We start from the raw sequence: 16606 nt of genomic DNA on the forward strand, positions 1-16606 counted from the left end.
CAGGCCGCATCCCGTCGCCCCGCCGAGGCCGAGCGCGGTCGCCCTCCCCGGACCGGGCCCGGAACCCCGCTACGGGTCACGCTCAGGAACCGCCGCGGCGTCGGCATCGACGGCCTCCACCGCCATCGCCCGCATGGCCGCGCCCGTCCCCGCCAGGTTGTCCCCCAGGTGCGCGCACGCCTCCCCCATGAGATCCCGTACGGCGGCCATCGCCGTGCCGACCGCCCCCGAACCCCACGGCTCCAGCCCTTCGGTCCCGGCCCGCAGCGCAGCGGCCGCCCCCGTCATGATCCCCGCGGACTCCTCCACCCGGCGTGCGCCGTCCTCCAGAGCGGCCGGCTGAATCCGCCACTCGCGCCCCACGTCGGCTCCCCGTCGCTCGCCTGTCACCGCCGCCGGAACCGTAGCGCGCGGACACCCGGACGAGGCTCCCCTTCAACGAAGCTGGAAATGTATAAACAAAGGTCAGAGGCCGTTCACCGGCCCGATCGCGCGACGTTCACGGAACCCTTTTCATCTCCATGCGGTCGACCTTTCCCCGGCCTTGGAAGTCACGGGTGCGGTCCCGGAGGCGCCCAGCAGGCCCCGCGCACCCATCCAGGCGAGCGCGGTGGACAGAACCCAGAGCACCGCGCACTGGGCGCAGACCATCGTCCACGAGGCGCCCTCGGGAAGGTTGTCGAGCAGGGGGAGCCGCACCATCAGCAGGAGCAGCCCGGTGGCCGTCATGGCCAGCGCCCATGACGGGGAGCTCCGGCGGGCGAGGACGACCACGGCGCCCGCCGCCCATACGAGGATCGTCGTGCCGAAGCCCAGCCACAGGTAGGGCCAGTCCAGGTTGTACGGTCGCAGGGCGACGACCAGCCAGGTGCCGCACAGCAACCGCCAGGCCGCCGGCCGCCGGCGACAGGGTGGCCGCCCACGACCGGCGTCGCGGCGTGATATCGCTGTGGAAGCCCATCAGGAGCGCGATCACCGGCGCCGCGGTGAACACCAGGGTCGCGGGGTCCGACAGCGGCCGATCGGTCAGGGGCCCGGCCAGGATCATCGGGATCAGCGTGTAGACCAGTGGGGCTGTCACCCCGATCACGGCCGTGACCTTCGCCGTCCTGACGTGGCCGCGCATGATCGCCACGAACGCGACGGCCGAGCACAGGTCCGCCGCGGAGACGGCGATCGACACCAGCCGTTCGACGGAGCCTGGCGAGCCCGTCCACGCGACCTCCGTGCCGAACGCCAGCGCGTGCCCCCAGTACAGGAACTGGTAGACGCTGCCCACGGCCTGATGGCCCAGTCCGAGCAGTGCCACGAGCCGGACGGCCTCACCCCAGGCGACGAAGCGGGGAGATGCGCCCGGGCCGCCGAGGCGCACCCGTAAGGACAGAGAGAGCACGCTGGCGATCTCGCCCCACCGGGGCCGCGGGTTCGCCTCGTCGGGCGCCTCGCCCGACATCTCCATGAACGCGTCCACCATCTCCTCCTCGCGCTCGGCGCGGTAGGAGGCCGGCAGCAGGCGCAGGACGGAGCGGTAGCGCTGTTCGAGCAGGCTCATGCGGCGCCTCCGGCCGTCCTGGCCCGCAGGCGGGCGGTGGCGGCCTCGGCGGTGGCGGCCATCTTGACGGCCTCTTCCCTGAGCGCCTTGGCGCCATCATCGGTCAGCCGGTAGTAGCGCCGCAGCCGTCCCTGCTGGGCCTCTTCCCGGTCGAGTTCGACCAGGCCGGCGGCCGAGAGCCGGTCGAGCACGCCGTACAAGGTGCCGATCTTGAGTTGCACCTTCCCCTCGGACAGCCGATCGACCTCCTGGACGATCCCGTAGCCGTGCCGAGGCTCATCCGCCAGCGCGGTCATCGCAAGGAACGTGGACTCCGTGATGTTCACCCATCCACGATATCCTGTCTCACAGGATATCGTGGGTGCTGCGACGCCAGGCTGACGCTCAGGATGAAGGGCTCACGGATCACCGAATGGGGACGTGGCACCAGACCACGCGTTCCTCTCGCTCGGTGAGGTACGTGCCCCACGCCCCCTCGCAGATCGCGGCGACGGTGGCGATACCCATCCCTCCGGGCCGCCTCATATGCGGGATCCAGTCATTCCAGTCAGCCGGGAGCGGCAGGCATTCCGGCTCCGACATGGGGTTGCCGGGATCGGTGACGACGAGGCGGATGCAAGACACCGCTTCGCCCAGACCTTCGCCCAGACGGAGGCGCACCCAGTCGCGACCAGGACCCTTGAGCGCGTGCCGGACAGCGTTGGTGACCAGCTCGGAGGCGACGAGCTCAGTGTCGTGCAGCGCGGGATGCGCCGATCCCAGCCAGGACCTCACGGCCAGCCTGGCGCGGTGGGGTGCGTACTGATCCTGCCGCAGCGTGGTACACCGCAATCGCCGAGGCACTCTCGCGCCTTGCCGCATGGAAATCACCTCGAAGCACACAGGAGCGGTCGGAAGGTGGAGGGCTACACAGGCCTAAAACTCCGTAGCCACTGCACAGAATGGCGTCAGGCAGTTACGTTGTGTTGCCAAAGGGCGGCTTCACTTTCCGCCAACCACCGGCCAAGTGTGTGTGGGCCTTGTAGGGACGTGCGGAGACAGAGGCGAAGGGGCGTGATATGACCGTAAACGGAGAGGAACCTGGCCTACGCGCACGAGCGGAGTATGGCGCGCGGATGCGGAAGTTTCGGACACTTCAAGGGCTGTCACAGGAACGCCTTGCGGCGGCTCCCGGGGTCACCTACAGCGAGAGCCAGATAGGGGCCGTCGAACGCGGTAAGCGCACGCCGAGCGAGGCTTTCACGGAGGAAATCGAGCGCGTTCTCGGACTGAATGGGGAACTGAAGGAACTGCTGCCCGAAATCCACAACGACTTCGGCCCCAAGTGGTTCAGACCCTGGCCCGGCATCGAGGCCACCGCCCACACCATCCGCACGTCCGAGCCATTGGTGATCCCCGGACTCCTCCAGACGGAGCGGTACGCCGAACAAGTCCTTCTGGGCGAACCTGGGACCACAAGGGATCAGGTGCAGAAGGCGGTCAAGGTTCGACTCAAGCGTCAGGCCGTGTTCAACCAGCCGAAGCCGCCCATGTATTCAACTCTCATTGACGAGAGCGTCCTTTCTCGGCCGATTGGCGGGGCAGAGGTGATGCGAGAGCAGCTCGCACATCTCCTCACCGTCATGAAGCATCCGTGCATCACAGTCCGGGTCGTGCCCCTCGTCGCAGGGCTCACCACCGGGTTGCTGGGCGCGTTCGAGATCGCACAGGCGGATGGCTCACCGGACACTGCCTACTTGGAAAGCTCTCTGGCGGGAGAGGTGATCACACACATCGACAAGGTCCGGGCCCTTGGCGTGCGCTGGGATGCGTTGAGCAGCATGGCCCATCCGGTGAACGTGAGCGAGCAGGTCATTCGCGAGGTGATGGAGAGGTATGGAGACTGACAACGAACTCATAACCGCCGCATGGCGGAAGGCCAAGGCATCAGGAAGTAACGGCGGCAGTTGCGTCGAAGTAGCCCCCCTCAGCGGCGGACGCGTCGCCGTGCGAGACAGCAAGGACCGCACCGGCCCTGCCCTGGTATTCACCGCACCAGAGTGGGCCGCCTTCAAAGACGGCATGGCCAAGGGCGAATTCGACTTCTAGCCGGAAAACACGGAGGAGGGGCCCAAATCCCTTCCAAGCCCCTCCTCCTTCCTCCCGCACACCAAGATCCCTACACCGAGGCGACGGAAGCCTCCACACAAGCCCGGAGGGGTGTGCGACCACGACGGATGACCGTAACGTCGCAGGTGGGAAGACGTAGAAAGGTCTCTGTCGTGAGAGTTTCCGCGGTCAAGGAAGAGGGCGCTTCAAAGAATCGCCCGTCGCGCCCCGAAGAGAAACCCCACCCCGGCAAGCCTCAGGCGCCGAATCGGGAAGACGACGGCCGCGCGCGTCAGCCAGGGCGGCGAGGGTCATCGACGGAGCAGCCCGACGATGTCCGGATATCGCGGAATCTGCGGGAAAGCCTGCGGTTCCTCGCCGAGCACGACCCTCGCTAGAGCGCGAGCCGACCCAGGCCGACCAGCACGGGGATCGCTCGGGGTGGCTGATGCTCGGCTGCGACGTCACGGTCCTGGCCATCTCCCCCCGGGCGCAGGGCGGCCGCCCATTACGCACAGCCGCAGGTGCAGCACGGTCTCCCGGCGAACGTCGAGCAGTTGTCGAGGTTGCTCACACCGTCTCTCCGCCCCCGGCGAGATCATGTCAAAGGAGAGGGCGGGATACCCTGCCTGCGGTGCCTCGAACCACGTGACCGGAGGAGTCGATGCTGGGATGACGGCAGAGCGACCGATGCCCACACAGGACGACGTGCTCGGGTACTTCGACACGCTGTCGAACTGGGGACGGTGGGGCGACGACGACGAGCTCGGCACTCTGAACCACATCACCGACGACGTCCGGCTGGCGGCGGCGCGGGCCGTGCGCCACGGCAGGAGCGTGTCGTGCGCATGGGAGGTTGCCGTACCGCAAGACATGGAGCGGTCGACGACGACGTGCCCGTGCGCCGCCGACATGCCGGGTGCCGAGAACATGCCGGTGGCCGCATTCCACAAGGACCGGCGCTGGGGCTTTTCCTCCGAGCGGCTCGGCATCACCTTCCACGGCAACACCCTCACCCACATCGACTCGCCGTGCCACATCTTCTGGGACGGCACGATGTACAACGGGCGGTCGCACTCGCTGGTCGACACCGCAACCGGATCGGCGTGGGCGTCCGTCACGGCGGCGGCGAACGGGATCATCACGCGTGGTGTCCTGCTGGACATCGCGAGCGTGCGGGATGTGCCGTGGCTGGAACCGGGGCAGGGTGTGTTTCCCGACGATCTCGAGGAGGCCGAGCGTCGCCAGGGTGTGCGGGTGCGATCCGGCGATGCGGTACTCCTGCGGACCGGCTATGGCCGCGTCCGGCACGAGAGCGGTGCGGTCAGCGGTTTCACGCAGGCCGGGTGGCACGCGTCCTGCCTGCCGTGGCTGCATGAACGGCAGGTCGCGCTGATCGGCGCTGACACCCCCAGGACGTTCAGCCATCGGGGTACGAAGACGTGTTGATGCCGGTTCACGCCGTGAGCCTCGTCGCCATGGGTCTGTGGATGCTCGACAACTGCGACCTGGAGGCGTGCGCGACGACGGCTGCCGAGCTCGGCCAGTGGGACTTCCACCTCGCAGTCGCGCCGGTCCGCTTCGCCGGTACGTCCGGCAGTCCGGTCAACCCGATCGCCACCTTCTGACCGCGGTTCACGCGGGGTGCGACGCCATGAAGCGTGGTCGGTGAGGACACGCCGTGCCGGCCGGGAACCAGGCGGCATGAGCGCTTCGAGGCTATGTCGGTGGTGCTCGGCCGCGTGAGGAGAGCCGATAGTCGTCAAGTAACGGCCGCTCGACTCGTCTCGGAAAGTTCACTGGGTAACCGCGCAACCGGCGGGACCTCAAGCGAGCGAAGCGAGCGGGGGTTGAGGGGGATCGAAAAGGGGGGCGGAGCCCTCCTTGGGAGGCGCAGCCTGGAATGCCGTGCGCGAAGCGCCCCCCTGTGGAAGGCCGTGCTTTAGGTGCCGCCGCGGCCCGACCATTTGATTTCGTGGGGTTTCAGGGTTACCTGGCGGCCGTCGACCGTGGCCGTGACCTCGCGGTCCGAGGTGTTCACCATGACCACCTGGCGTTCCTGGCCGATTGCCTTGATCTTGGGGTCCGAGGTTGTCACGGGCTCGACGCGTACGCCTGCCGGAAACCATTTGGTGAAGCCGCTGAGCAGGCCCGCCATCGGCATCTCCCCGCCCACCTTGGGGCTCCAGAGGCAGCCGGCGCAGTCGCCTTCGCTCTTCCGCTGCGGGTTCCAGTAAAGGGCCGTCGTCACGCCGCTCTTGGCGAATTCCATCAGCGCCGTCGCCTGCACCGCCGTGCGCTTCGCCTCCGACCAGCCGGAGTTCTCCGGCTCGACGTACCATTCGGCCCACCACACGGGCAGGTCCTTGCTCTGCTGCCGCAGCCACGTCGTGATGGCGGCGAACTTGGCCTGGGCGGCGAAATCGTCGGGTACGTTGCCCCGGTCGTTCGTCATGGACGCGCCGTCCACCACGACGAAGTCGGCGCCCTTCTTGTGCTCCAGCCAGTACGTGATCGCGTCCAGCGCCCGCTGGTCCACCGTGCCCCACGGGCCGCTCAGCTCCGAGGGGCCGCCCTTGGAATTGCTCTCGATGGGGATGTACGGGCCACCGACCTGGATGTCCTTGTTCACCTTCTTCAAGGCCGCGTAGACCTTGTTGTACAGCTCGGTGTACCCCTCGGCGTCCCAGCGGTTCGTGGACGGGTCCCAGAAACCCTTGAACTCGTTCCACACCATGTAGTGCTTGACCGTCGGATACTGCTTGGCGACCGTGGCGGCCAGTTTGGCGTAGTCGTCGAAATGCTCGCGCTTGGGCGCGACCGTGTGGTTCTTGCTCCAGTCCGTACGCCCGGCCTGCCCGCCCTTCATCCAGTCCGGCGCGCAGCACAGCGTGATGACCGGCACCGCCCGCGACGACGCCATGAACTTCAGCCGCCGGTCCAGGTCACGGAAGTTGAACTGTCCGGGACTGGGCTCCGGGTTGCCGACGCCCCAGCCCATGATGTGCTGGTTCTGCAGCATGGGGACCCGGCCGAGCACGCCCCTGGCCTCCTCCACGACCTGCGGCGGCTCGTTGTCCGCGCTGTACTGGGTGTGGGTGACGCCCCAGCGCGGCCAGTTGTCGAGCGCGGGCGGCTGCTCCAACTGCGGCGCGGGCTCGCTGGGGAGCGTCGTGGCGACGTCCTCGCCCTTGAACACGCTGCGTGACTGGCTGCGCATCGACGCGTAGACCATGATGCCCGCCACCAGGACGACGGCGAGGACGCCCGCTCCCAGCGCGAGCGGCCACGGCGATCGTCTTCGTGCGTGCCGGCCGTCAGTCGGAATCACCGAATGCTCCTCATGCTGCGGCAAAGGTACAAGGACTCACGAACCTACAAGGGCTCTGGATTCTGCGAGGGCTGCGAACGTTCCAAGAGACTGCAAACGTACAAGAGCCTGACCCTTAATAGGCTAATCGCCCCACTTGCAAGGCACTTGCCGTTTCCGTTCAGGAGACTGGGGGACGCTGGCCTCCCACGGGGCCCGGAACCCCTGCGTAGCGGTACGGGACCGGCGGCCGGCCGGGCTGCACGACCAGGAGCGTGCCGGGGGTGTCGGCGTAGAAGGCGGACTCGACGGCGGCGGCCACGTCCTCGGCCGTGAGCAGGGGGAACCCGGCGTTGACGAACATCTCCCGCGACTCCGCCACCAGCGGCGTGTCCGTGAATCCGGGGCAGACGGCGCTGATGCGGATGTTCTGGGCGGCCAGCGGCTCGGCGAGCGCTCTGACCAGGCCGACGACGGCGTGCTTGGTCATCGTGTAGATCGGGTCGCCGGCGAAGCCCACGAGCCCGGCCAGCGACGAGGTGGCCACGATGGCGCCCCCGCCCGATCGCTTGAGCAGCGGGAGGCTGGCCTGGACGCCGAAGACGACGCCGTCCACGTTCACCCCGACCACCTGGCGGTAACGCGCCAGGTCGAAGTCCGCCAGGTCCACCCGGCCCGGGATCCCCGCGTTCAGGTGGACCAGGTCGAGCCGTCCGTAGCGCTGCTCGGCCAGCGCCACCGCCTCCAGCGAGGCCTCCTCGCGGCTGACGTCGGCGGCCAGCCACGCGCCGTCCACCTCCTTGGCCAGCCTCTCGGCGCCCTCCCCGTCGAGGTCGACGAGGACGCACTTGACGCCGCCCGCCGACAGCCGCCGCGCCACCGCCGCCCCGATGCCGCTGGCCGCTCCGGTGATGAGTGCAACTGTGCTCATGGCGTGCTCCTTGCGTCGGGGGTGTCCTTCGCGAAGGCCGACCGTCAGGGCTGGTCGAGCATGCGATGCGCACGGGAGATCAGCGTGGGCACCGCGGACCCGATGCGGTCGAATCCCTCCCCAACGGTCTTACCTTGCCGGAACCGGGCGTGGATACCCTCCACGATGACAGCGAGCTTGAAGTTGCCGAAAGCCACATAAAACCCAAGGTCCGAAATATCCCGGCCGGAGACCTTGGCATAGTGCGCGGCGAACTCCGCCGCGTTCATGAAACCCGGCGCCACCGTCACGTCCCCCGCCACGGGGATCCGCGCCCGTTCCTCGTCCCCCTGATCGTGCCAGTACGTCAGCGTCAGCCCCAGGTCGGCCAGCGGATCGCCCAGCGTGGACATCTCCCAGTCCACCACGGCCATGATCTCGATCGGCTCCCCGAACCGGATCAACGTGTTGTCCAGCCGGTAGTCGCCGTGCACCAGCGTGCTGTCGGAGGCGGCGGGCAACCGCTCCCGCAGCCGCTCCACGAGCCGGTCGTACTCGGGCAGGTCTGCCGTCTTCGACCGCTCCCACTGCTGCCCCCACCGTTCGAGCTGCCTGGCCAGGTAGCCCTCGGGCCGCCCGAAGTCCCCGAGCCCCACCTCGCGGTAGTCCACCGCGTGAATGGCCGCCAGCACCTCGGCCAGCCGCTCCGACAGCCGCCGCGTCTGCGCCGGCGACGGCGAGCCGAGCTCCTCCCGGGTCCGTACGGCGGCGCCCTCCACGTACCCCATGAGATAGAACGGCGCCCCGACGACGGACTCGTCGGCGCAGAACGCGATCGGCGAGGGCACCGGCACGGGCGTGCCCGCCAGGGCCGAGATGACCCGCCACTCGCGCCGCATGTCGTGTGCGGTGGGCAGCACGTGCCCGAGCGGCGGCCGGCGCAGCACCAGGCGGCGGTCGCGGGCCTCGATCAGGTAGGTGAGATTGGACCTGCCGCCCGAGATCAGCGAGACGGACAGCGGCTCGCCCGCATCGGGCACGTTCCGGCCCATCCACGTGATCAGTGCAGGCCAGTCGATGCCAGGTACGGTCATGAACACACATTAGAACGACACTCGGTCCTGAACACCACCTGAGAGTTCGGTAACGTTCGGGACCTGCGGTTACGACTGCTCTGGTAATAGCCTTTACCCTGGCTGTACAGGTCCCCCCTCAAGCTTGAAACACAGTGGCATGCCGACGGTAGGAGCCCATGCGCGTCACCCTTGCCCTGCCCCGTGAGCTGGGACAATCCGAAGTGAGCCGCTGGAGAGAGCTGCAGGAGGCGGACCCCGCGCTCGACAGCCCCTTCTTGTCCCCGGAATTCACCATCGCGGTAGGCGAACTCCGAAATGTCGTACGGGTCGCGGTCCTCTACGACGGCCCAGAGATCGTCGGTTTCTTCCCCTTTGAACGACATCCCCTGGGCATCGGCAAACCGGTCGCCGCGGGGCTGACCGACGCGCAGGGGATGGTACGTGCCAAAGAGCTCCCCATCGATCCGCGCCGCCTCCTCAAGGAGTGCGGGCTGGCGGTGTACGAGTTCGACCATCTGGTCTCCGGCCAGCCGCTGCTGAACGAGCGGCACGAAAGGCATCCGTCGCCGATCATCGATCTGCGCGGCGGCTACGAGCACTACACCGACATCCTCCGGGAGCACTCCGGCAAGACGTACAAGACCACCCTGGCCAAGTCCCGCAAGCTGCAGCGCGAGGCCGGAACGATGCGTCACGACTACGCGACCACCGACCTGACGCCCCTGCACACGCTGCTCGGCTGGAAGACCGACCAGTATCGCCGCACCGGGCGCACCGACAGGTTCGCGCACCGGTGGATCGTGGAGCTGGTCGAGCGGCTGCTAGCCACCCAGTCGGACAGCTTCGCCGGGGTGCTCGACATGGTCTCCGTGGACGGGCGGCCGGTGGCCGGGCATTTCGGTCTCCGCACGCGTACGACGCTCGCCGGGTGGTTCCCCGCCTACGACACCCACTTCGCCAAGTACTCCCCCGGCCTCATCCACCACCTGGCGATGGCCGAGCAGGCCGCGGCCAACGGCATCGAGGTGATCGACATGGGCCGGGGCGAGAAGGAGTACAAGGACAAGCTCAAAACGGGCCAGCTCGAAGTGGCCGAGGGGCGGGTGGCCAGGCTCGGGGCGGCCGCCGGGGTCCACTGGATGATGCGGGTGCCGGTGCGCAAGACGCGCGCCACGGTGATGGCCAACCCGTTCCTGCTCAAGACCGCCGACAGGGCGCTGAAGACCTACGGACGGCTCCGTACCGTCCTGCAGGGGTGAGGCTCGTCGAGGAGCGCACCGGCCGTCGCTGCCTGGCGCTCCCCTCCAACCGCCTCGGCCTCTACCTGGCCTTACGCCACTGGTGCGAGCCGGGCCAGCGGCTGCTCATGTCGCCGATCTCGGCCGACGAGATCCTGTTCCTGGTGCTCGCGGCCGGCCTGCGCCCGGTGATCGCGCCGCTGTCCCCGCGCGACGGCAACATCGACGTCTCCCGCGTCGACCTCGCCGCGGTGGACGCCGTCCTGACGACCAACCTGTACGGCCTGCCCGACGACGCCCCCTCCCTGTCCGGAGAAATGTCCGGAAAAATCCTGATCGAGGATGTGGCGCACGCCATGGAGACGAGCATCGGCGGCCGGCCGCTGGGGACCTTCGGCCAGGCCGGGGTGTTCAGCCTCTCCAAGCACCCGGGGGCGGGCTCGGGCGGCGTCCTGGTCGTCGAGCACGAGTCCGACCTGCGCGCGCTCCAGCGTGCCCGTGACGCCCTGCTGGCCCCCGGCTCCCTGCGGGCCGACCTGACCGGCGTGGCGACCTCGATGGCCCGCCAGGTGGCGCTCAGGCTCGACCTCGTACGCCCCGCGCTCAGGCTCATGCGGGCACTCGGCATGCAGGAGGACCGCGAGGGCTACCGCATCGCCCTGGAGCCCGAGGCCCTGAAGCAGGCGCTCGAGCGGATCCCCGAGCTGCCGCCCTTCGACCCCTGGGTACGCGCCGACCTGCACGACTACCGCGCCCGCCGCGGCCGCGTGGCCCGCTGGTACCAGTCCAGGCGCCTGGCCAAGGTCTCCGCCGACCGCGGACGGCGGCTCGCGGGTGTCGCGGCCCTGGCCGAGCTGCCCACGGTCGCGCCCGCCGTGCGCGACGACGTGCGCCGGCCGCTGTTCCGCGTGCCGCTCCTGGTGCGCGACAGGGACGCGGCCATCGCCGAGCTGGAGCGGCGCGGGGTGGCCACGGGCTACCTGTACGACCCGCCGTACGACGACTACGCCCCCGCCTTCACCGAGCCCTCCCCCGACCCCGGCCCCGCGCGCTGGTGGGCGCGGCACGTGCTGCCCGTGGACCCGGTGTACGCCGCCCGCGCCCTGCCCGTCCTGCGCGACCTCGAGCCTCCTACGCAAGGTCCGCCCTGATCAGCCGCAGGAACGCCTTCAGCCCCGTGATCACCTCCTGGTTGTCGTTCAGCCCGTCCACGGTCTCGTCGAACCGGCGCGCCATGAGCGTCATCCGGCGGCCCAGATCGTGGTCGGCCAGCTCCAAGCCCTGGCGGGCGGCGTTCAGGTCGTCGATGTCCCTTTTGAGGCCCTTCATGACCGTCTCCAGCTCCGACACCCGGTCGCGCAGGGAGATCACGTCCGCGCGCGGGTAACGCACCTCCTGCCCGAGCGTCCTGACCCGGTCACGCAGGTGCTTCGTGTACGCCGCGATCGGCCGGAAAGCGGTGGCGAGCAGGTAGAACCCGGAGAAGTAGTAGCCGAGCCGGGCTCCCGCGAAGAACGTGACGACCGCGATCACGGCGGCGGAGACGACGTGGCCGGAGATCGCGAGCACGAGCATGCGCCGGGCGATGCGCCGCGCCTCGTCCTCGCGGTGCTGGGCCACCTCGATGCCGGCCTCCCTGGACACCTGGATCTCGTGGAGGACGTGGCGGGCGGCCAGGCACAGGTTCCACGGGACGGTCAGGACGACGACCAGCCAGAGCAGGCTGATCGCGCCGGCGCCCAGGGAGAGGAGCGTGGATGGCGCCACGCCCGCGTAGAGGATCAGCCAGACGGTGAGCAGGGTGACGATCAAGGACGCGAGGAGTAGCCACCATTTCATGGGGTTCAGCATGCTTCGGGGGCGGGGTGGGGGCGAGAGCTCGGCTACTCAAATCCACCCTGAGCACCCGACGTACTCCGGCCGGGGTCGCTTGAGGAGTGGGCGGGGGTCAGCGGGGGTGGGTGGAGCGGATGAGGTCGGCGAGGATGCGGCAGCCGCGGCGGACGTCGGCGAGCGAGGCGGAGCCGTAGCCGATCACCACGCCGTGCAGCCGCGCCCGCCCGTGGTGGTGGCGGCCGATGGAGTCGAGCAGGACCCCGCGCTCCCTGGCCCGCTCGACCACGTACGGCTCGACCGACGACGGCAGCTCGGCCACCACGTGCAGCCCGGCCGTGTCGCCGCGCAGGCGGCAGACGGGCCCCAGGAGCTCGACGACCGCGGCGCGGCGGCGGGCGTACTCCAGGCGCATCCTGCGCAGGTGCCGGTCGAGGTCGCCGCACTCCAGCAGGTTGATCACGGCCTGCTGGACGGGCCCGCTGGTACGGTCGCCGACGCTGCGCCGCAGGCGGGCGATGGCGGCGACCAGCTCGGGATCGCCGACGAGCCAGCCGACACCCACGTCGGGCGCCAGCGTCTTGGAGAGCGTGCCGAGGAGCACGACCCGCGAGGGGTCCAGGCCGTAGAGGGCGGGCAGCGGGGCGACGTCGTAGCGGAACTCCGCGTCGTAGTCGTCCTCGACGATCGTCGCGCCCGTGCTCCTGGCCCAGGCCAGCAACCGCTCCCTGCGCGGGATCGGGAGCCGCCCGCCCAGGGGGTACTGGTGCGCGGGCGTGGTGTAGAGCACGCGGAGGTCGCCGGGCAGCCCGTCCACGATCACGCCGTCCTCGTCCACCGGGCACGGCACCACATGGGCGCCCCTGGCCGCGAACACCGTGCGCGCCACGTGGTAGCCCGGGTCCTCGACGCCGGCCCGCGTGCCGTTGCCGAGCAGGGCCAGCGCGCACAGGTCGAGCCCGTTGCCGGTGCCCCGGGTGACCAGGATGTTCTCGGGGCCGACGGCCATGCCTCTGGCCCGTCTCAGGTGGTCGGCGAGCAGCTCCCTGAGGCGCGGCAGGCCGTACGGGGTGGGATCGGCGCCCGGCGGCAGGTCGGCGGCCTTGCGCCAGGCCCGCTTCCACGCCGCCAGGTCGTAGTCGCGCACCCAGGGCTGGCCGGGTGTGAGGTCGATCCAGTCGGCGGGGGCGGGCGGCGGCGCGGGCACGTACGGCGTCTGCTCGCGCGGCGGCGGGGCCACCTCCATGTCGGCCACGAACGTCCCGGAGCCGTGCCGCCCGTCCAGCCACCCCTCCGCGTACAGCTGCTGGTACGCCTCCGTGATCACGGTCCTGCTCACCGCGAGCTGGGTCGCCAGGGAACGCGTGGACGGCAGCCGCTCGCCGGGCGCCAGCGTGCCGTCCAGCATGGCGCGCCGCAGCCAGTCGGCGAGCTGCGCGGTCAGCGGCGCGTCCGAGTCACGGGAAAGGGAAACGGGCAGGTCAACGTGGGTACGCACGGAAGTGGTCTCCGCGAAGGGCTCGATAGTGGCCCTACAGGATAGGTCCACTTCCTGGTTACGGTCGAATCATGCTCTCCACCACTTCCCGTACCACGCTCGGCCGCTCGAAGGAGCGGGGCAGCACCGACAGGAACGATCTCTTTGAGGTGCTCGACACCGGCCTGGTCTGCCACCTGGGCGTGGTCGTGAACGGCCACCCCATGGTCGTGCCCACGGGCTACGGCCGCATCGGCGAGACCCTCTACCTGCACGGCTCCACGGGGGCCACGACGCTGCGCGCCGCCGACGGAGGCGAGGTGTGCGTCACGGTCACGCACGTGGACGGGATCGTGCTGGCCCGCTCCGTCTTCCACCACTCGGTCAACTACCGTTCGGCGGTCATCTACGGCCGCGCCAGGCTCGTGACGGACCCGGAGGAGCGGATGGCGGGGCTGCGGGCCCTGTCGGAGCAGCTCGCGCCCGGTCAGTGGGACTACGTCAGGCAGCCCAACCGCAAGGAGCTCGCCGCCACCGCCGTGCTGGCCCTGTCGTTGGAGGAGGCGTCGGTCAAGATCAGGCGCGGGGCGCCCAAGGACGAGGAAGAGGACTACGACCTGCCGGTCTGGGCCGGGGTGCTGCCCCTGGTCACCACGTGGGGCGAACCCGAGCCAGATCCGATGCTCCCAGAAGGTATCGACGCGCCTGTTCACATCCTCCATCGGGAGTAGTTCCATTGAGCAGGCAACACCTGCTCCTGATGGTGATGGGAGACGGCGATGGAGTGGAGCGCTCCCGGCTATACGGAAGTCAAGCAACTCGGCGCGGGCGCCAGCGGGCGCGTGGCGATGGCCGTCCACGACGAGACCGGCGTCAAGGTCGCCATCAAGTACCTCTCCGAGGGACTGCTGCGCGATCCCGCCGCGCTGGGCAGGTTCCAGGCCGAGGCACGGCTGCTGACCACCCTGCGCGACCCGAACATCGCCACGATGTGGGAGTACGTCCAGGACACCGGTGGCGCGGCCATCGTGATGGAGCTGGTCAACGGCGTCTCGTTGCGGGCCCTGCTGCGCGAGAACGGCGCTACCGAGCCCGAGGCGGCGCTGGTGGTGCTGAAGGGGTCGCTGCTCGGGCTGGCCAGGGCGCACGACCTCGGGCTGGTGCACAGGGACTACAAGCCCGAGAACGTGATCGTCAGGGACGACGGGGTCAGCAAGCTCGTCGACTTCGGCATCGCGGTGCGGCAGGGCACGCTCACGCACCCCGAGGGCACGCCGCCGTACATGGCGCCCGAGCTGTGGGAGGGGCTGCCCGCCTCGCCCGCGACCGACGTGTACGCGGCCACCGCCGTCTTCTTCGAGTGCCTGACGGGGCACCGGCCCTACCGCTCCACCGAGCCGAGCGTGCTCGGCTACCAGCACGTGCACGCGCCTGTGCCGTTCCACGACGCGCCGCAGCCGGTGCGCGAGCTGGTCAGGCGCGGGCTGGCCAAGGATCCGGCGCGGCGGCCGGCGAGCGCGCACGCGTTCGTGGCGGAGCTGGAGGCCATGGCCAGGGCCGCGTACGGCGAGGACTGGGAGGAGCGCGGAAAGCGCCGCCTGGCCGCGCTCGTGGCCCTGCTGGCCCTGCTCCTGCCCACGGCGCAGACGCCCGTCCCCGAGGTGACGACCTCGCTGGCCCGGACGGTCTTCCGCGGCCTGCGCTCGAACGCGGCCCGCATGGCCATGGCCGGAGCCGTGGCCGTGGCGACCGCCGTGGCGGTGGTGGTCGTGCTGGCCAACCGCCAGTCGCCGCCCACGGAGGAACTCGGCGCGGCGGCGGCCGTCCCGCCCTCGCAATTCACGACGGAGCCGGCGGCCGATCCCCCGACCACGCCGGAGCCGACGCCCGAGACCACACCCGAAACCACACCTGAGGTCACCCCGAAGGCGACGCCCGCGAGCACCCCCAAGGCGGTCGTCCCGATAAAGACGCCCGTACACACCCCCGTGAAGACCCCGGTCAACACACCGACCGCCACGAAACCGGTCAAGACACCCAAGCCCACCAAGAAGGCCACCCCGACCCCCACCCCCAAGCGGACGCCGACCCCCACCCCGACCCCCACCCCGACTCCGACGCCCACCCCCACTCCCACTCCCACCCCGGAGCCCGTGACCGAGGTGCTCGGGGTGAACGTGGGCGGCCTCACGGTCGACGAGGACGGCGACGCCACCGCCACGGTCACCGTGCGCACCGACGGCACCGCCGCCGTCATCGCCACCGCGACCTGGTCGGCACCCGGCGCGGGCGGCCGCACCCAGCGCCTGCGCCTGGCCGGCGCCAGGTCCTACACCCGCACGCTCTCCTGGTCCATCGGCGAGCGCCCGTGCGGTCGCACGGTGACGCTGACCGTCGCCACCTCCCCTGCGGCCCCAGGAGGCGCCAGGACGGCCTCGCTGGCCGTGCCGCCCTGCCCGACGAGGGTGACCGGCCTGCGCGTCTCTCTGGACCTGCCGGACGCGCCGGGCCGCACCGCGGAAGCGGCGGTGCGGGTGACCGCGAGCGGCACCGGGGAGATCCCCGTCGAGGCCCAGTTCGCGGTCAACGGCGATCCGGTCGGCACCCGTTCCGCGACCCTGTCCGGCCGGACCTCCTACGCGCGCTCGTTCGCCCACACCTTCAGGTCCCGCCCGTGCGGCGCGACCCTGTCGGTGCGGGTGCGCGCCGGTGACCGGACCGCCACCGCGCGGGCCTCGGCGCCCTGCCCGCCGCGGGTGGAGCGGGTCTCGATCGTCAGGGCCGGTCAAGGCGAGGGCGGGCTCGTCGCGACGATCTCGGTGACCACGTCGAGCACCGAGCCGGTACGCCTCGTCGTGTCGTTCTCGGCCGGCGAGGGCGGGGGCACGGAGTCGGTCACCCTGTCCGGCGACACGTCGTACACCAGGACTTTGAGCCACTCCGTCAAGCTCCCCTGCGGCACGAAGTGGTCCGTGACGGCCTCCACCGACCCGGCGGCCGGCAACGGGAGCGACAGCGCGAGCGGGGCCACACAGGAGTGCCCAAGGGAGGAGGAACCTCCCAAAGAGGAGGAGCCAAGCAAGACACCTAGCCCCGGCACAGACGACAACATTGGGTGACAT

17 protein-coding genes are annotated in these 16606 nt (G+C 70.0%); 8 read left to right on the plus strand and 9 right to left on the minus strand.

The features are described from left to right. Window positions 1-69: 69 nt before the first annotated feature. The 4 genes from ACIHFD_RS05480 to ACIHFD_RS05495 all read right to left on the minus strand — a co-directional run bounded on the left by ACIHFD_RS05480 (window position 70) and on the right by ACIHFD_RS05495 (window position 2413). Window positions 70-390 carry a hypothetical protein gene (locus ACIHFD_RS05480; RefSeq protein WP_397365737.1) on the minus strand — a complete coding sequence of 107 codons (321 nt, stop codon included), beginning with the start codon at window positions 388-390 and terminating at the stop codon, window positions 70-72. 109 nt (window positions 391-499) lie between these two features. Beyond that, complete coding sequence (locus ACIHFD_RS05485) at window positions 500-1552, minus strand: hypothetical protein (protein ID WP_397365738.1); 1053 nt, start codon at window positions 1550-1552, stop codon at window positions 500-502. Then, window positions 1549-1878 (minus strand): PadR family transcriptional regulator, encoded by a 330-nt coding sequence (locus tag ACIHFD_RS05490; RefSeq protein WP_397365739.1) that lies wholly within the window; start codon window positions 1876-1878, stop codon window positions 1549-1551. Before ACIHFD_RS05490 ends, ACIHFD_RS05485 begins: the two co-directional genes overlap by 4 nt. Before the next feature lie 79 nt (window positions 1879-1957). Further along, window positions 1958-2413 carry an ATP-binding protein gene (locus tag ACIHFD_RS05495; protein ID WP_397365740.1) on the minus strand — a complete coding sequence of 152 codons (456 nt, stop codon included), beginning with the start codon at window positions 2411-2413 and terminating at the stop codon, window positions 1958-1960. 197 nt (window positions 2414-2610) lie between these two features. Between ACIHFD_RS05495 and ACIHFD_RS05500 the strand changes: the two genes are divergently transcribed. From ACIHFD_RS05500 to ACIHFD_RS05515, 4 genes are all read left to right on the plus strand, one after another. Next, a complete protein-coding gene (locus tag ACIHFD_RS05500) occupies window positions 2611-3438 on the plus strand; it encodes a Scr1 family TA system antitoxin-like transcriptional regulator (RefSeq protein WP_397365741.1) in 828 nt (275 codons plus the stop codon). Further along, the gene (locus ACIHFD_RS05505; protein ID WP_397365742.1) at window positions 3428-3640 is read left to right on the plus strand and encodes a DUF397 domain-containing protein; all 213 of its coding nucleotides are present in this window, start codon (window positions 3428-3430) and stop codon (window positions 3638-3640) included. The genes ACIHFD_RS05500 and ACIHFD_RS05505 overlap by 11 nt, the downstream gene beginning before the upstream one ends. 672 nt (window positions 3641-4312) lie before the next feature. After that, the gene (locus tag ACIHFD_RS05510) at window positions 4313-5089 is read left to right on the plus strand and encodes a cyclase family protein (protein ID WP_397365743.1); all 777 of its coding nucleotides are present in this window, start codon (window positions 4313-4315) and stop codon (window positions 5087-5089) included. Further along, window positions 5089-5268: a hypothetical protein gene (locus ACIHFD_RS05515; RefSeq protein ID WP_379506282.1), complete on the plus strand. Its 180-nt coding sequence runs from the start codon at window positions 5089-5091 to the stop codon at window positions 5266-5268. The genes ACIHFD_RS05510 and ACIHFD_RS05515 overlap by 1 nt, the downstream gene beginning before the upstream one ends. Before the next feature lie 314 nt (window positions 5269-5582). Here the strand turns inward: ACIHFD_RS05515 and ACIHFD_RS05520 are convergent, their stop codons facing one another. The 3 genes from ACIHFD_RS05520 to ACIHFD_RS05530 all read right to left on the minus strand — a co-directional run bounded on the left by ACIHFD_RS05520 (window position 5583) and on the right by ACIHFD_RS05530 (window position 8954). Then, complete coding sequence (locus ACIHFD_RS05520; protein ID WP_397365744.1) at window positions 5583-6971, minus strand: xylan 1,4-beta-xylosidase; 1389 nt, start codon at window positions 6969-6971, stop codon at window positions 5583-5585. A gap of 160 nt (window positions 6972-7131) precedes the next feature. After that, window positions 7132-7881: an SDR family oxidoreductase gene (locus tag ACIHFD_RS05525; RefSeq protein ID WP_397365745.1), complete on the minus strand. Its 750-nt coding sequence runs from the start codon at window positions 7879-7881 to the stop codon at window positions 7132-7134. A 44-nt stretch (window positions 7882-7925) separates the two neighbouring features. Next, the gene (locus ACIHFD_RS05530) at window positions 7926-8954 is read right to left on the minus strand and encodes a phosphotransferase family protein (RefSeq protein ID WP_397365746.1); all 1029 of its coding nucleotides are present in this window, start codon (window positions 8952-8954) and stop codon (window positions 7926-7928) included. A 158-nt stretch (window positions 8955-9112) separates the two neighbouring features. Here ACIHFD_RS05530 and ACIHFD_RS05535 point away from each other — a divergent pair, with 158 nt between their 5' ends. Together ACIHFD_RS05535 and ACIHFD_RS05540 are read left to right on the plus strand one after the other, a co-directional pair. Further along, window positions 9113-10195, plus strand: a complete 1083-nt coding sequence (locus ACIHFD_RS05535) for a GNAT family N-acetyltransferase (RefSeq protein ID WP_397365747.1) — start codon at window positions 9113-9115, stop codon at window positions 10193-10195. Continuing rightward, on the plus strand, window positions 10192-11325 hold the full coding sequence (locus ACIHFD_RS05540) for a DegT/DnrJ/EryC1/StrS family aminotransferase (protein WP_364248063.1): 1134 nt from the start codon (window positions 10192-10194) through the stop codon (window positions 11323-11325). Before ACIHFD_RS05535 ends, ACIHFD_RS05540 begins: the two co-directional genes overlap by 4 nt. Here ACIHFD_RS05540 and ACIHFD_RS05545 read toward each other — a convergent pair. Further along, window positions 11306-12013, minus strand: coding sequence for a hypothetical protein (locus tag ACIHFD_RS05545; protein WP_397365748.1), 708 nt, complete (start codon window positions 12011-12013; stop codon window positions 11306-11308). The genes ACIHFD_RS05540 and ACIHFD_RS05545 overlap by 20 nt on opposite strands. Before the next feature lie 109 nt (window positions 12014-12122). Beyond that, window positions 12123-13505, minus strand: coding sequence for a PLP-dependent aminotransferase family protein (locus ACIHFD_RS05550; RefSeq protein ID WP_397365749.1), 1383 nt, complete (start codon window positions 13503-13505; stop codon window positions 12123-12125). Between the two features lie 71 nt (window positions 13506-13576). On the opposite strand from ACIHFD_RS05550, the gene ACIHFD_RS05555 reads away from it, so the two are divergent. Further along, a complete protein-coding gene (locus tag ACIHFD_RS05555; protein WP_363981781.1) occupies window positions 13577-14215 on the plus strand; it encodes a pyridoxamine 5'-phosphate oxidase family protein in 639 nt (212 codons plus the stop codon). A gap of 48 nt (window positions 14216-14263) precedes the next feature. Beyond that, window positions 14264-16603 carry a serine/threonine-protein kinase gene (locus tag ACIHFD_RS05560; protein ID WP_397365750.1) on the plus strand — a complete coding sequence of 780 codons (2340 nt, stop codon included), beginning with the start codon at window positions 14264-14266 and terminating at the stop codon, window positions 16601-16603. Window positions 16604-16606: the final 3 nt, after the last annotated feature.

This window comes from Nonomuraea sp. NPDC051941 (assembly GCF_044593615.1).

Excerpts from the sequence above, each read along its gene's own strand:
- ACIHFD_RS05505 (WP_397365742.1), top strand. The coding sequence starts at position 3,428 with ATGGAGACTGACAACGAACTCATAACCGCCGCATGGCGGAAGGCCAAG.
- ACIHFD_RS05555 (WP_363981781.1), top strand. The coding sequence starts at position 13,577 with ATGCTCTCCACCACTTCCCGTACCACGCTCGGCCGCTCGAAGGAGCGG.
- ACIHFD_RS05510 (WP_397365743.1), top strand. The coding sequence starts at position 4,313 with ATGACGGCAGAGCGACCGATGCCCACACAGGACGACGTGCTCGGGTAC.
- ACIHFD_RS05515 (WP_379506282.1), top strand. The coding sequence starts at position 5,089 with ATGCCGGTTCACGCCGTGAGCCTCGTCGCCATGGGTCTGTGGATGCTC.
- ACIHFD_RS05500 (WP_397365741.1), top strand. The coding sequence starts at position 2,611 with ATGACCGTAAACGGAGAGGAACCTGGCCTACGCGCACGAGCGGAGTAT.
- ACIHFD_RS05560 (WP_397365750.1), top strand. The coding sequence starts at position 14,264 with ATGGAGTGGAGCGCTCCCGGCTATACGGAAGTCAAGCAACTCGGCGCG.
- ACIHFD_RS05535 (WP_397365747.1), top strand. The coding sequence starts at position 9,113 with ATGCGCGTCACCCTTGCCCTGCCCCGTGAGCTGGGACAATCCGAAGTG.
- ACIHFD_RS05495 (WP_397365740.1), bottom strand. The coding sequence starts at position 2,413 with ATGCGGCAAGGCGCGAGAGTGCCTCGGCGATTGCGGTGTACCACGCTG.
- ACIHFD_RS05530 (WP_397365746.1), bottom strand. The coding sequence starts at position 8,954 with ATGACCGTACCTGGCATCGACTGGCCTGCACTGATCACGTGGATGGGC.
- ACIHFD_RS05525 (WP_397365745.1), bottom strand. The coding sequence starts at position 7,881 with ATGAGCACAGTTGCACTCATCACCGGAGCGGCCAGCGGCATCGGGGCG.
- ACIHFD_RS05485 (WP_397365738.1), bottom strand. The coding sequence starts at position 1,552 with ATGAGCCTGCTCGAACAGCGCTACCGCTCCGTCCTGCGCCTGCTGCCG.
- ACIHFD_RS05545 (WP_397365748.1), bottom strand. The coding sequence starts at position 12,013 with ATGAAATGGTGGCTACTCCTCGCGTCCTTGATCGTCACCCTGCTCACC.